At 60.5% G+C, this 14,399-nt stretch carries 12 protein-coding genes; all 12 read right to left on the bottom strand.

What is annotated here, in order from left to right:
- Positions 1–104: 104 nt before the first annotated feature.
- A complete protein-coding gene (locus AB3226_RS19995) occupies positions 105–1,382 on the bottom strand; it encodes a flavohemoglobin expression-modulating QEGLA motif protein (RefSeq protein ID WP_367374314.1) in 1,278 nt (425 codons plus the stop codon).
- 36 nt (positions 1,383–1,418) lie between these two features.
- Positions 1,419–1,973, bottom strand: a complete 555-nt coding sequence (locus AB3226_RS19990; RefSeq protein WP_367374313.1) for a hypothetical protein — start codon at positions 1,971–1,973, stop codon at positions 1,419–1,421.
- Between the two features lie 160 nt (positions 1,974–2,133).
- Positions 2,134–2,850, bottom strand: coding sequence for a TetR/AcrR family transcriptional regulator (locus AB3226_RS19985; protein WP_367374312.1), 717 nt, complete (start codon positions 2,848–2,850; stop codon positions 2,134–2,136).
- A 103-nt stretch (positions 2,851–2,953) separates the two neighbouring features.
- A complete protein-coding gene (gene lysS, locus AB3226_RS19980) occupies positions 2,954–4,456 on the bottom strand; it encodes a lysine--tRNA ligase (protein WP_367374311.1) in 1,503 nt (500 codons plus the stop codon).
- A 111-nt stretch (positions 4,457–4,567) separates the two neighbouring features.
- Positions 4,568–5,663 (bottom strand): peptide chain release factor 2 gene (gene prfB / locus AB3226_RS19975; RefSeq protein ID WP_095920368.1). Its coding sequence is split into 2 segments (ribosomal slippage): positions 4,568–5,590 and positions 5,592–5,663, totalling 1,095 coding nucleotides; the frame shifts between segments, so codons are not numbered across the junction.
- Positions 5,664–5,769: 106 nt separating this feature from the next.
- Complete coding sequence (locus tag AB3226_RS19970) at positions 5,770–6,771, bottom strand: diguanylate cyclase domain-containing protein (protein WP_367374310.1); 1,002 nt, start codon at positions 6,769–6,771, stop codon at positions 5,770–5,772.
- Between the two features lie 48 nt (positions 6,772–6,819).
- Positions 6,820–7,830, bottom strand: coding sequence for a chemotaxis response regulator protein-glutamate methylesterase (locus AB3226_RS19965; protein ID WP_367374309.1), 1,011 nt, complete (start codon positions 7,828–7,830; stop codon positions 6,820–6,822).
- Entirely contained in the window at positions 7,827–10,115 is a 2,289-nt protein-coding gene (locus tag AB3226_RS19960; RefSeq protein ID WP_367374308.1) for a hybrid sensor histidine kinase/response regulator, read from the bottom strand. Before AB3226_RS19960 ends, AB3226_RS19965 begins: the two co-directional genes overlap by 4 nt.
- Positions 10,112–10,795, bottom strand: coding sequence for a chemotaxis protein CheW (locus AB3226_RS19955; RefSeq protein ID WP_367374307.1), 684 nt, complete (start codon positions 10,793–10,795; stop codon positions 10,112–10,114). The genes AB3226_RS19960 and AB3226_RS19955 overlap by 4 nt, the downstream gene beginning before the upstream one ends.
- Positions 10,792–12,075, bottom strand: a complete 1,284-nt coding sequence (locus AB3226_RS19950) for a CheR family methyltransferase (protein ID WP_367374306.1) — start codon at positions 12,073–12,075, stop codon at positions 10,792–10,794. The genes AB3226_RS19955 and AB3226_RS19950 overlap by 4 nt, the downstream gene beginning before the upstream one ends.
- Entirely contained in the window at positions 12,072–12,608 is a 537-nt protein-coding gene (locus AB3226_RS19945) for a chemotaxis protein CheW (protein WP_123360665.1), read from the bottom strand. Before AB3226_RS19945 ends, AB3226_RS19950 begins: the two co-directional genes overlap by 4 nt.
- On the bottom strand, positions 12,608–14,230 hold the full coding sequence (locus AB3226_RS19940; protein WP_367374305.1) for a methyl-accepting chemotaxis protein: 1,623 nt from the start codon (positions 14,228–14,230) through the stop codon (positions 12,608–12,610). Before AB3226_RS19940 ends, AB3226_RS19945 begins: the two co-directional genes overlap by 1 nt.
- Positions 14,231–14,399: the final 169 nt, after the last annotated feature.

The following is a 14,399-nucleotide window of genomic DNA, read 5'->3' as shown; positions in this document are numbered from 1 at the left end:
TGTGGGAGCGGGCTTGCCCGCGATGGCGGCTTAGCATTCAACATTAATGTTGACTGTGACATCGCTATCGCGGGCAAGCCCGCTCCCACAGGGGGATTCGTTGCTCACAGGATATTGGAATAATCCGCTTCGATCCGGTCCAGGCTCAGGTGGTTGAGGAAGTTGGAGAAGCACATCCAGGCCGATAGCGCGTTCATGTCACGGAATTGGTCGGGCAGGTACTTGGGCGGCACGACCAGGCCTTCGTCCACCAATTGGCGCAAGGTCCGCATGTCTTCCAGCGTGGTCTTGCCGCAAAACAATAGCGGTATCTGCTCCAATTTGCCTTTACGCACGGCCAACTGAATGTAGTTGTAAACCATGATAAAGCCCTTGAGGTAGGACAAGTCTTTGGTAAATGGCAGACCGGTCGGCACCGAGCCACGGAAAACCCGACTCGCGTTGCCGTAGCTTTCGGCCATTTCGAAGCCTTGCTCACAGAAGAAATCGTAGATCTGCAAGAAGTCCGCGCCCTCCTCCACCATATGAATGGCACGAGTGCGATTGGTCAGTTTGCGCAGGCGGCTCGGATAGGAGGCGAAGGTGATGATTTCCATCAGGATCGCCAGGCCTTCCTGCGTCACAGTGGACGACGGCGGGCCTTTGGACAGGAAGGTGCAGATCGGCTGATTCAGGCCGTTGAGCGTGGTGCCCACATGCACCAGCCCTTCGTGGACTTCCAGCGCACGCACGTCGCGGTCGTTGAACATCGCGTCGGCGCGGATCTTGATGTAGTCGGCGCCAGCCGCCGCATCGGCGACGATCCCGTCGGACTCGAATACCCGAATGGTTTCCTCGTTTTCGCCAAACACCTTGTTCAACCGATGTTGCAGCAGGTCGACGGCTTCCTTGGCGGTGAGGACTTTCGGTTCGTCCTTGAGGTCGCCACGGCCATCGATGTTGTTCAGGTAATCGGAAAGCATCAGGCCCAGGTCGGCCAGGGTCGGGTCACCGGCGTGAAACGCATCGGACGCCGCGCCATACAATTCCTGGGAAATCAGCCCGAAATCCTCGGTGCCGCGCGCCTCAAGCATGCGTATCACCATGCGGTATTCCTTGCACATGCGGCGCATGATCTGCCCGACCGGGTTGAACTGGCCGAGCTGGCGGGTGATGTCGCGTTCGATGTTCTGGAATTCCAGCTTCACTTTGCTGGAATCAAATGCCAGCGGTCGATTGAGGTAATAGTCGCGGTCCACGGCCGGCATTTCCTTGCCCTTGCCTTTGAAGAACCCCTTGCGAATGCTGTCGTCCCACTTGACCGCATCCAGAACGCGAATCGGCGTCTGCGCCAGCACTATGCGATCGGACAAAATGCGTATCGTCTGCTGGTATTCGTCCACCCGAAACTCCTGTAGTAAAACCGTTACGTGCTGGGTTTATTTGGTTTTGGCCAGGCGCTGGTAGCGCACCGCTTCGACGAAAACATCGGAATTGGCCGGATCATCGAGGTAGGCGAACACCTGATCCAGGCTGTTGTTGATCAACACCCCGTCGCCGTCATCGGTCCGGAAGCCTTGGCCACTGAGGGCTTCTTGGCCCATGGCCTGTTTGATCTGCTCGAGGTCGAGGTTATAGACCACCAGTTCATGCTTATCGTTGAGCTCGAAACCGGTGATGGTGAAGTTCCCGCCGAACTGCGCCGGCACTTTCGCCGACAGGTACCAGCGATTGCCATGGCGCGACACAGTGAAGGGATAGGCTTCACGCTCATTGGGCTTGGCCTTGAAGTAGCTGATCGCCTGATAGCGATTGTCACCAATACGTGTCAACTCCAGGTTCATCGGCTCGCCCCAGGCATTGGTGCTGGTCCATTTACCGAGCAGCCCTTTGGGCGCGGGCTCGCTGGCGGGCAGCGGTTCCTTGAAGGTCACCAGACAGCCACTGAGCAGCAGGATCGACAAGGCGATCACAATGACGCGCCAGGCTTTCATTCAACACTCCCTATCGATACACGATGACTTTTGCGCGTTGATCGTTCCCACGCTCTGCGTGGGAATGCATCCGGTGACGCTCTGCGTCACGTCGGTAAGGGACGCGGAGCGTCCCGGGCGGCATTCCCACGCAGAGCGTGGGAACGATCGGAGTCCAGGGTTACACCGACGCCAGCACCAAATGCATATAGCGGTTGAGGATGCCGAGCATTTCCTCTTCGGCAACAGGCTCGGCGTCGTTGAGCAGGCCCTGATATTCCATCCGTCCGATAATCGCAGTCAACACTTTGGCATCCTGTTGTGGCTCACGGGAACCCAATACTTCAAAAAGTTGGCAGGTGCCCTGCAGGAGAATTTGCTGATGGGAGCGCACCAACAACGCCAGACGCGGGTTGAGCAAGGCTTCCTGGCGGAAGGCTTGTTCGGCCATCAAGTGCTCGCGGCGATTGATCAATTGCCGATGAACATAGTCAGCCATCAGCCGTGCGATATCGTCCGCCAGTTGTGAGCGGGACTCGGGGGTGCCATCGCCACTGACAACCATCTCGCGCAACAGGCCTTCGTTGCTGGCCCACAACCGGGCCATGAACGCCGCGCTACGTTCCACGTATTGGGCGAAGGTATCGGTGAGCAGGTCATCGATGTCCTTGAAATAGTACGTGGTGGCCGACAGCGGCACACAGGCCTCGGCGGCTACTGCACGGTGTCGCACGGCCCGCACGCCATCGCGCACGACAATGCGCATCGCAGCGTCGAGAATGTCCTGTCGACGCTGTTCACTGCCCTGTCGGCTGGCTTTGCGGCCCTGGTACTGAACACTTTCAGCGACCGCAGTGGCGATACCCGCTGCACCTTCTTGAGCAATTGCACGATTCACGACAGGTATTCCTCTCTAAACGTCAAAAGTAACCAATTGATACGTTTGTACCAGACAGGCAATAAAAAGCCGCCTGTTATAGGCGGCTTTTTAATTGAAACACTTACGCTTGTGGCCGCATGTGCGGGAACAGGATCACGTCCCGGATCGACGGTGAGTTGGTCAGCAACATCACCAGACGGTCGATGCCGATCCCTTCACCGGCCGTCGGCGGCATGCCGTACTCCAGCGCGCGAACGAAGTCGGCGTCGTAGTGCATGGCTTCGTCGTCGCCGGCGTCCTTGTCGGCCACCTGCGCCATGAAGCGCTCAGCCTGGTCTTCCGCGTCGTTCAATTCGGAGTAGGCGTTGGCGATTTCACGGCCGCCGATGAACAGTTCGAAACGGTCGGTGACATTCGGGTTGTCGTCGTTACGACGGGCCAGCGGCGACACTTCGAACGGATACTGAGTGATGAAGTGCGGCTGTTCCAGCTTGTGCTCGACCAGTTCTTCGAAAATCATCACCTGCAGTTTGCCCAGACCTTCAAAGCCCAGCACCTTGGCGCCGGCCTTCTTGGCGATGGTGCGGGCCTTATCGATGTCAGTCAGGTCGTCAGCGGTCAGCTCAGGGTTGTACTTGAGGATCGAATCAAACACCGACAGACGCACGAACGGCTCGCCGAAGTGGAACACCTTGTCGCCGTAAGGCACGTCGGTGCTGCCCAGAACCAGTTGAGCCAGTTCGCGGAACAGCTCTTCGGTCAGGTCCATGTTGTCTTCGTAGTCGGCGTAAGCCTGGTAGAACTCCAACATGGTGAATTCAGGGTTGTGACGCGTCGAAACGCCTTCGTTACGGAAGTTGCGGTTGATCTCGAAGACTTTTTCGAAACCGCCGACTACCAAGCGCTTGAGGTACAGTTCAGGCGCGATACGCAGGAACATTTCCATGTCCAGCGCGTTGTGGTGAGTCTCGAACGGCTTGGCCGCCGCGCCGCCTGGAATGGTTTGCAGCATCGGCGTTTCCACTTCCAGGAAGTCACGCTTCATCAGGAAGCTGCGGATGTGCGCAATCACTTGCGAACGAACGCGGAAGGTCTGGCGAACCTCTTCGTTGACGATCAGGTCGACGTAACGCTGACGGTAACGCTGTTCGGTGTCGGTCAGGCCGTGGTGCTTGTCCGGCAGCGGACGCAGGGATTTGGTCAGCAGACGCACGCTGGTCATTTCGACGTACAGGTCGCCTTTGCCGGAACGGGCCAGGGTGCCTTCGGCTGCAATGATGTCGCCCATGTCCCAGGTTTTCACCGCGGCCAGGGTGTCTTCGGACAGGGTTTTACGGTTGACGTAAACCTGAATCCGCCCGGTCATGTCCTGAATCACCATGAACGAGCCACGGTTGAGCATGATGCGACCCGCCACCTTGACCGGGATCGCAGCCTCTGCCAGCTCTTCCTTGGTCTTGTCCGCGTACTGTTTCTGCAAATCTTCGCAGTAATTGTCGCGGCGGAAGTCGTTGGGGAAGGCATTGCCCTTGGCGCGCTCGGCAGCAAGCTTTTCCTTGCGCAGGGCGATCAGGGAGTTTTCTTCCTGTTGCAGGGCTTGCGGATCGAGTTGTAGGTCGCTCATGTCTTTAAATATTCCATCACAGGTTCGTTGCCCCCAGCCTTCGGCTGGGGATCGCGGGCAAGCCCGCTCCCACAGGATCGCGGTGAATCAGCTGATCACTGTATGCATGTCTTACAAGCCTTGTTTGAGGCTGGCCACCAGGTATTCGTCGATGTCGCCGTCGAGCACCTTGTCGCAGTCGCTGCGTTCGATGTTGGTACGCAGATCCTTGATCCGCGAGGCATCGAGCACGTACGAACGGATCTGGTGACCCCAGCCGATATCCGACTTGGTGTCTTCCAGGGCCTGGGAAGCGGCGTTGCGCTTCTGCACTTCCTGCTCATACAAACGCGCCCGCAACATTTTCATCGCGGTGTCTTTGTTCGCATGCTGGGAACGTTCGTTCTGGCAGCTGACCACGGTGTTGGTCGGTACGTGAGTAATCCGTACGGCCGAGTCGGTGGTGTTAACGTGCTGACCACCGGCCCCGGAGGAGCGGTAGGTGTCGATGCGCAGGTCCGATGGGTTGATGTCGATTTCGATGTTGTCATCGATTTCCGGCGACACGAACACGGCCGAGAACGAGGTGTGACGACGGTTGCCGGAGTCGAACGGGCTCTTGCGCACCAAGCGGTGCACGCCGATTTCGGTTCGCAGCCAGCCAAAGGCGTATTCGCCCTTGATGTGCACGGTAGCGCCTTTGATACCGGCGACTTCACCGGCCGACAGCTCCATGATGGTCGCGTCGAAACCGCGTTTGTCGGCCCAGCGCAGGTACATGCGCAGCAGGATGTTGGCCCAGTCCTGAGCCTCGGTACCGCCGGAGCCGGCCTGGATGTCCAGGTAGGCGTTGTTGGCGTCCATCTCACCGCTGAACATGCGACGGAATTCAAGTTTTTCCAGGGACTCGCGCAGACGCTCGACTTCGGCAGCGACGTCATCGACGGCGGCCTGGTCTTCTTCTTCGGCAGACATCAGCAGCAGGTCTTTGGCATCGGCCAGGCCGCTGTGCATTTCGTCGAGGGTTTCGACGATCTGAGCCAGCAGCGACCGCTCGCGGCCCAGCTCCTGAGCGTACGACGGGTTGTTCCAGACAGACGGATCTTCAAGCTCGCGATTGACTTCAGTCAGACGCTCATGCTTTTGATCGTAGTCAAAGATACCCCCGAATAGTTTCGGAGCGCTCGGACAGGTCCTTGATACTGTTAAGGATCGGGTTGATTTCCATGGCGGGCAGCACTCGTTGGCGAACTTTTGAAAGCCGGCGAGTATACCGTAATCAGGCTGTCAAGGCAGCCCGCCTGGCGGCTTTAGCGGCGAATGAACCTGATGGTTCATTCAATCCCCACCTGATTACGCCCATTGTTCTTCGCCAGATACAGCCCCTTGTCCGCCGCCAAGATCAATTGCCGGCAATCGCTGCCCGGCTGCGGGGTCATGGTCGACAGGCCGATGCTGATGGTCAGGCTCGAACCTTCGGTCGGGGATATGTGCGGAATTTTCAAAGCAGCGACAGTCAGGCGCAGTTTTTCCGCCACCATCCGCGCACCACCCGGTGAGGTGTTGGGCAGGACCAGGACGAACTCTTCGCCGCCGTAACGGGCCGGCAAGTCCGACGGTCTGGAGCTGGCGTCGCGAATCGCCGTGGCGACTTTGCGCAGCGCCTCGTCGCCTTCGAGGTGTCCAAAGCTGTCGTTGTAGGACTTGAAGTAATCGACGTCGATCATCAGCAACGACAGTTGGGTCTGGTCCCGCAGCGAGCGCCGCCACTCCAGCTCCAGGTATTCGTCGAAATGCCGGCGGTTCGACAGCCCGGTCAGGCCGTCGGAGTTCATCAAGCGTTGCAGCACCAGATTGGTATCGAGCAACTGCTGCTGGCTGACCCGCAGCGCGCGATACGCCGCGTCACGCTGCAGCAGGGTCATGTAGGAGCGCGAGTGATAGCGGATGCGCGCCACCAGTTCGATGTTGTCCGGCAGCTTGACCAGGTAATCATTGGCGCCGGCGGCAAACGCCGCGCTCTTGATCAGTGGGTCTTCCTTGGTCGACAGGACAATGATCGGAATGTCCTTGGTCGCGGGGTGATTACGGTATTCGCGCACCAGGCTCAGGCCGTCGAGGCCGGGCATGACCAGATCCTGAAGGATCACCGTCGGCTTGATGCGGATCGCTTGGGCGATGGCCTGGTGCGGGTCGGCACAGAAATGGAAGTCGATGTTTTCTTCGTTCGACAAACCACGCCGCACTGCCTCGCCGATCATCGCCTGATCGTCCACCAACAACACCATGGCGGCGTTTTCATCGGTTTTGAAGTCGTCGAGCTGTAAGTCATTCATGTGCGGTCACCTGAGTACTGCTTTGGCCACGATTGCTGCTAATGATAGTCATTTTGAGAAGATTTCCAGCAATCGTGGCGCTATCTTGTCCAGTGGGCGAATTTCCACAGCCGCGTTAAGGGTCGCGGCCGCCTTCGGCATGCCGTACACCGCACTGCTTTGTTGATCCTGGGCGATGGTCAGGTAGCCCTGCTGGCGCATGAGTTTAAGCCCCTGCGCGCCGTCGCGCCCCATACCGGTCAGCAGAACGCCCACGGCGTCACCGCTCCAATAACTGGCCACACTCTCGAAAAACACATTGATCGAAGGCCGATAGATCTCGTTGACCGGTTCGGCGGTATAGGCCAGCGTGCCGTTTTTCAGCAAGCGAATATGATGGTTGGTCCCGGCCAGCAGAACCGTGCCGCTTTGCGGCGGTTCGCCTTCCTGGGCCAGGCGCACGTCCAGGCCACTGGCGCTGGCCAGCCATTCGGCCATGCCGGCGGCGAACACCTGATCCACATGCTGGACCAGCACGATGGCCGCCGAAAAATCTCGAGGCAGGCCTTTGAGCAGCACTTCCAGCGCCGCCGGCCCGCCAGCGGATGAACCGATGGCCACCAAATGCTGGCGCGAGGACGAGTGGCGGTGTGAGCTCGGTGCCGATCGCACCCGATTGCTCTTGTCGCCGATCAGCCAGCCAATGTTCATGATCTTGCGCAGCAGCGGTGCGGCGGCTTCCTGAGGATTGCCACCCCCGATAGCCGGGGTATCAACCACATCCAGCGCGCCGTAGCCCATGGCTTCGAACACCCGGTGCACGTTCTGCTCGCGGTCGACGGTGACAATGACAATCGCGCACGGGGTCTCGGCCATGATCCGCCGGGTCGCTTCCACACCGTCCATCAACGGCATGATCAAATCCATCAGGATCAGATCCGGGGTGTATTCGGCGCAACGTTGCACCGCCTCTGCCCCATTACCGGCGACCCAGACCACCTCGTGCGCCGGTTCGAACGCCAAAGCGCGGCGCAAGGCCTCTACCGCCATGGGCATGTCGTTGACGATAGCGATTTTCATGCCCGCGCGCCTCCAATGAGCTCAACCACTGCATCCAGCAAAGCGTCATCATGAAAACTCGCTTTGGCTAGATAATAGTCGGCTCCGGCGTCCAGTCCACGGCGGCGATCTTCTTCGCGGTCCTTGTAGGACACCACCATCACCGGCAGGGATTGCAGGCGGTTATCGCGGCGCAATAAAGACACCAGCTCGATGCCATCCATGCGTGGCATGTCGATGTCGGTGATCAGCAGATCGAAATCCTCCGAACGCAGGGCGTTCCAGCCATCCATACCGTCCACCGCCACGGCGACGTCGTAACCGCGATTGAGCAGTAATTTGCGCTGCAACTCACGAACAGTCAGCGAGTCATCCACCACCAGAATCCGTTTACGCGCCGCTTCGACGGCCTGATTGGCATGCCGGGCAATGCGCTCCAAACGCCCGGTATTGAGCAATTTATCCACCGAACGCAGCATGTCTTCGACGTCGACGATTAGCACCACCGAGCCGTCGTCGAGCAAGGCGCCGGCAGAAATGTCCTGCACCTTGCCCAGGCGCTCGTCCAGCGGCAGCACCACCAGCGTCCGCTCGCCGATAAACCGCTCGACCGCCACTCCGTAGATCGCCTCGCGTTCGCGGATGACCACGACTTTGAGGGTCTGCGTGCTGTTCTGGCTCGCCGGGCGATTTAACAGCTGACTGGCGGCGACCAGCCCGACATGCCGGCCTTCGTGCCAGAAGTGCTGCCGCCCTTCGACCTGCACGATGTCCGCAGGCTCCAGGTCGCACATGCGCTCGATGTGCGCCAGCGGGAAGGCATACGCCTCGTCACCGACTTCCACCACCAGGCTGCGCACCACCGACAGGGTCAGCGGCACTTCGAGATGAAAGCGGCTGCCCGCGCCCGCCGTCTGCTCCAGCACCACGGCGCCGCGCAATTGGCGAACCATGTGCTGAACCGCATCCAGGCCAACGCCGCGCCCGGAAACTTCAGTAACGGAGTCGCGCAGGCTGAAACCCGGCAGAAACAGGAACGTCAGCAGCTCCTCTTCGCTCAACTGAGCGGCGGTCTCGGCTGGGGATAACTGCCGCTCGACGATATTGCGGCGCAGTTTTTCCAGATCGACGCCATTGCCATCATCGCTGAGCTCCAACACCAGCAGACCGGCTTGATGGGACGCGCGCAGACGGATAAGGCCTTCCTCCGGTTTACCGGCCAATAGCCGTTGTTCCCGGGTTTCGATGCCGTGATCCACCGCATTGCGCAGCAGGTGCGTCAGCGGCGCTTCGAGTTTTTCCAGAACGTCGCGATCGACTTGAGTCTTGTCGCCCTCGATCTCCAGCCGCACCTGCTTACCGAGGTTGCGGCCGAGATCGCGAACCATGCGCACTTGTCCACTCAGCACGTCGGCGAACGGCCGCATGCGACAGGCCAGCGCCGTGTCATACAACACCTGTGCGCGCTGACTGGCGTGCCAGGCGAACTCATCGAGCTCGGCGTTTTTTTCCGCGAGCAATCGCTGGGACTCCGCCAGTAATCGACGGGCATCGCCCAAGGCTTCCAGGGCTTCGAGGCTCAAGGCATGGTCCTTGAGATGGACGTTGAGGTTTTCCAGCGCCCGCAGGCCGTTGTTCTGCATGCGTTTAAGGCGCTGCATGGTGGCCAGGTGCGGCTTGAGCCGCTGGGTTTCCACCAAGGATTTACTGGACAAATCGAGCAGGCTGTTCAAGCGCTCGGCCGTGACGCGTAATACACGTTCGCCACTTTCGGTGGTGCGTTTAGCCATGGGCGCCGGCTCGCCGGGCGCTGCCGGGGAGGCTTCGGTGGCGGCCGGCATGGGCGGCTCAACCTTGGGCGTCGGCGGTTCCAGCTGAAGTTCTGCCATCGACGGCGTCATGGGGGCCGTGGCCGCCATGTGATCAAGCAGCCGTCCCATCAAGACAACGTAAGCGTCGATATCCGCAGGCGCCGGAGCGTTGCCCGGCGTCGCAATCCGCATCAGCAGATCGGTGCCTTGCAACAATGCATCAATGTGTTCGGGCCGCAGGTACAGGCGCCCTTCCTGGGCGCTGACCAGGTAATCTTCCATCACATGAGCGACGCTGACCCCGGCATCGACACCGACAATCCGCGCCGCGCCCTTGAGCGAATGGGCCGCGCGCATGCACGACTCAAGGTAGTCGGCCTGGGTCGGATCGCGCTCAAGCGCCAACAGGCCTGCGCTCAGCACCAGGGTCTGGGCCTCGGCTTCCAGGCTGAAGAGTTCCAGCAAAGAGGCGTCACGCATCTGCTCGGGGGTCATGTGAGGCTCCGGGTCACGGCGGACAGCAGCTGTTCTTCATCCAGCCAACGCAGGCTGCGACCTTTGAATTGCAAAACGCCACGGGTGTATTTGGCGCTGGCCTGGGTGCCGGACTGAGACGCCGCTTCGAGAATGCGCTCGTCGATGGCATGAATCCCATCGACCTCGTCCACCGGCACCACCACTGGCCCGCCGTGAGCGGCAATGATCAGCATCCGCGGCATCACCCGCGCGCCGGACGCCACGCCACTGGTGGCGTCGAGCCCCAGCAGTTCCACCAGCGACAGGCACGCCACCAAGGCACCGCGCACATTCGCCACACCGAGCAATGCTCGGGAGCGCTGATGCGGCAACGAGTGAATCGCCTGCAGCGGCGCCACTTCGACCAGGCTGCGAGTGGCCAGGCCCAGCCATTCTTCGCCGAGGCGAAACATCAGCAGCGAGCGGGTTTTCACATCGCTCCCAGCCACTGTGGAGACTTGCTCGCGGTCGTCCTGCTGTAAGGCATAGCGGTCGAGCAAGCGCGTGGCGGCAGCCGAATACACCGCGCAATTGCGGCAATGAATGTGCTCGCTCAGCAGCGGGCAGGACTTGTCGCCGTGGATACCGATGCGGTTCCAGCAGTCATCGATGGCCTGGGCATCTTCATGGGTGACGCTCAAGGTGTCGGCGGCGTTCATCGTTTACGCTCACTGTCAGCGGCGCGCTCGCTGCGGGCGGCGCGGGCCTGTAATCGTCTGGCACCGGCCGTGTCGCCCTGGGACTGCAGCAAGGCGGCCAGGTGCATCAATGCGTCGGGGTGTTGCGGTTCGAGGTACAACGCCTTGCGATAAAAACCCTGGGCCTCGAGCGCGCTGCCGGCGACATCGCTGAGCAGCCCCAGCCAATAGAAGACCTGTGCTACCGGCTCGTGATTGCGCAAATAACTGTCGCACGCGGCGCGGGCCTCAGCGCTTTTGCCTTCATTGGCTAGCGCGGCGATGTTCGCCAGTAGCGTGCTGGCGTCCGAAGGAATGGATTTCGAAGGGTTGGCGGCGACCTGAGGCATCGGCACGATCGTCGCGAAAGGCCGACTGCGCACTGGTGGCGGTGTCACGCTGCGCACCGGTTGTTGCACCGGAAGCGGCAGCGGCGTCGGCACGAAGGTCGCCAGCGGTTCCGGCGTACTTTGACGACTGAAGGCAAACGACTGCGGGATGCCGATCGAGCGCATGCCGAAACGCCCCAGCAGACTGCCCTCCGCCGGGCCGATAAACAGCACGCCATCGACGTGGGTCAGGCGCTTGAGTACATCGAACACTTGCTGCTGGGTCGTCTGATCGAAATAGATCAGCAAATTGCGACAGAACACGAAGTCATAGGGTGGCTCACTGGCCAGCAAGGCCGGATCGAGCAAATTGCCGACCTGCAAACGCACCTGCTCAAGCACGCGCCCGCTGAGACGATAGTGGTCGTTTTCAGCCGTGAAATGCCGCTCGCGAAAGTCGATGTCCTGGCCACGAAACGAATTTTTGCCGTACAGCGCCAGCCTGGCCTTTTCCACCGACAGCGGACTGACATCCATGCCGTCGACCTTGAACTGGTGCGGCGCCAGCCCGCTATCGAGCAGGGCCATGGCGATGGAGTACGGCTCTTCGCCGGTGGAACACGGCAGGCTGAGAATCCGCAGGGCGCGCATGTTATTGATCGCCGCCAGCCGCTTGGCCGCCAGTTTCGCCAGCGTGGCAAAGGATTCCGGATAACGGAAAAACCAGGTCTCGGGGACGATCACCGCTTCGATCAGCGCCTGTTGTTCGTCGCGCGAGCCCAGCAGGATGTGCCAGTACTCATCGGCCGTCGGCACCCTGACGGCGGTGATACGCTGGCGCACCGCGCGTTCGATGAGCGCCGGGCCGACCGAGCCCACATCGAGGCCGATGCGTTCTTTGAGGAAATCGAAAAACCTTTGATCGCTGCTCATCCCTGCTCCTCAAACTGCGCCAGGTCCAGCGGCGGCGAGGGAAACAACAAGGCGCGGACCTGCTCGTCCAGCAAATCGGCAACCCGCACCCATTGCAGTAAACCCTGGGCATCTTCGCGCACCGGCCCGAGATACGGCGCCTGGCGATTGTCCAGGCCATAAGGCTGAAAGTCCGCCGGGTTGCAGCGCAGCGTGTCGGTGGCCTGTTCCAGAATCAGCCCCAGCAATTGCGCAGGCGTCGCCTCATCCGGCCGATAGTGCACCAGCACCAGCCGCGTGCTGGTGCGAGCCTGAGCCGGTTGGCCGAACGTCAGGGCGCTGAGGTCGATCACCGGCACCACCGCGCCGCGATAGGCGAACACGCCGGCCACCCAGTCCGGCGCCCGGGGAATCGGTTTCAACGGCAGTTGCGGCAGCACTTCGGCCACCTCGATGGCCTGCAGGGCGTAACGCTCGTTGCCGATGCGGAACACCAGAAACAACGATTGTTTCACTGGCATCACCGCGCCGCGTTTGACCGCGAGTTCACTCATCAGACTTTGAATCGCGAGACGCCGCCACGCAGCCCCACGGCCACCTGGCTCAGCTCATCGATGGCGAAACTGGCCTGACGCAGAGACTCGACGGTCTGGCTGCTGGCATCGCCCAACTGCACCAACGCGTGGTTGATTTGCTCGGCGCCGGTGGCCTGGGCCTGCATGCCTTCATTGACCATCAACACCCGTGGTGCCAGCGCTTGAACCTGATGGATGATCTGCGACAGCTGCTCGCCCACCGACTGCACTTCGGACATGCCACGACGCACTTCTTCGGAGAACTTGTCCATGCCCATGACCCCGGCGGACACCGCCGACTGGATCTCGCGCACCATCTGCTCGATGTCGTAGGTGGCCACAGCGGTCTGGTCCGCCAGACGCCGCACTTCGGTGGCGACCACGGCAAACCCGCGACCGTACTCACCGGCCTTCTCGGCTTCGATCGCGGCGTTCAGGGACAGCAGGTTGGTTTGGTCGGCGACTTTGACGATGGTCACCACCACTTGATTGATGTTGCCGGCCTTCTCATTGAGGATCGCCAGTTTGGCGTTCACCAGATCCGCCGCGCCCATCACCGAGTGCATGGTGTCTTCCATGCGCGCCAAGCCTTGTTGACCGGAGCCGGCAAGCACCGATGCCTGATCGGCGGCGGTGGAGACTTCGGTCATGGTCCGCACCAGGTCCCGCGACGTGGCGGCGATTTCCCGCGATGTCGCACCGATTTCGGTAGTGGTGGCAGCGGTTTCGGTGGCCGTGGCCTGCTGCTGCTTGGATGTCGCGGCGATTTCCGTGACCGACGTGGTGACCTGCACCGAGGAGCGCTGGGCCTGGGACACCAGCGAGGTGAGCTCAGTCATCATGTCGTTGAAGCCGGTTTCCACCGCGCCGAACTCATCCTTGCGATCCAGATCCAGGCGACTGCTGAGATCGCCGGTGCGCATGATTTCGAGGATCTCCACGATGCGATTCATCGGCGCCATGATCGCGCGCATCAGCAGCAGGCCACAGAGGCCGGCGACGAGAATCGCCACCAGCAAAGAGACACCCATGCTGATTTTTGCGGCCGTCACCGCATCACTGATGGCTAGCGTGGATTGTTCAGCCAGGGCGTGATTATTTTCAAGAAGGCTGCTCAACTGCTTGCGCCCATTGGCCCATGCCGGCGCGAGCTTTTGCTCCAGGGCAAGACGCGCTGCCTCGTACTCTTTGCGCTGATAGAGGTCGAGGACATTGCTCATTTCTTGATTGTAGAGCCGATGACGCACTTCGAACTCCTCGAAGAGGGCAAGATCGTCCGGTGTGAAAATAGTCTTGCGGTAGTTGGCCATCTGCTCGTCCAAGCGCTCTTCGAAGCTCTTGTACATGGCCTGGTCGGCGGCGGTTATTTCGCGATGGCCGGAAAGGCCGACAAGCTGCTGGGTCAGGTTAAAACTGTCGACCCAGGCCCCGCGGATCATCGAACTGAAATACACCCCGGGAACCGCATCGGTGCGAACCCTGTCCGCGCCAGCGTCAATCTTCATCAGCCGGGAAAAAGACACCACGACCATCAACAGCATGATCGCGATAATCACCGCAAAGCTCGCCAAAATGCGTTGGCGCAACGTCCAGTTCTTCACAGTCAGTCCTCGGGGCGGTTCAAATGCTGCGGAGTATAGCTGAGGGTGTTTCATTTATAAGACGGGAGGTGCGCCAAATCTTGTTCTGGGAGGGGAATGGCGGGATGAGTAATGAGGGCTTTGCTGGGTTGGCTGAAGACGCCTTCGCGAGCAGGCTCGCTCCCACAGT

The sequence above is a fragment of the Pseudomonas lini genome (assembly GCF_964063345.1).
Taxonomy (GTDB): Bacteria; Pseudomonadota; Gammaproteobacteria; order Pseudomonadales; family Pseudomonadaceae; genus Aquipseudomonas; species Aquipseudomonas lini_B.
Note: the sequence above shows the minus strand (reverse complement) of the source record. Positions and strands in the feature narration are given on the sequence as shown.

Coding starts and splice junctions, on each gene's coding strand:
- AB3226_RS19990 (WP_367374313.1), bottom strand. CDS start 1,973: ATGAAAGCCTGGCGCGTCATTGTGATCGCCTTGTCGATCCTGCTGCTC.
- lysS (WP_367374311.1), bottom strand. CDS start 4,456: ATGAGCGACCTACAACTCGATCCGCAAGCCCTGCAACAGGAAGAAAAC.
- AB3226_RS19970 (WP_367374310.1), bottom strand. CDS start 6,771: ATGAATGACTTACAGCTCGACGACTTCAAAACCGATGAAAACGCCGCC.
- AB3226_RS19965 (WP_367374309.1), bottom strand. CDS start 7,830: ATGAAAATCGCTATCGTCAACGACATGCCCATGGCGGTAGAGGCCTTG.
- AB3226_RS19960 (WP_367374308.1), bottom strand. CDS start 10,115: ATGACCCCCGAGCAGATGCGTGACGCCTCTTTGCTGGAACTCTTCAGC.
- AB3226_RS19955 (WP_367374307.1), bottom strand. CDS start 10,795: ATGAACGCCGCCGACACCTTGAGCGTCACCCATGAAGATGCCCAGGCC.
- AB3226_RS19950 (WP_367374306.1), bottom strand. CDS start 12,075: ATGAGCAGCGATCAAAGGTTTTTCGATTTCCTCAAAGAACGCATCGGC.
- AB3226_RS19945 (WP_123360665.1), bottom strand. CDS start 12,608: ATGAGTGAACTCGCGGTCAAACGCGGCGCGGTGATGCCAGTGAAACAA.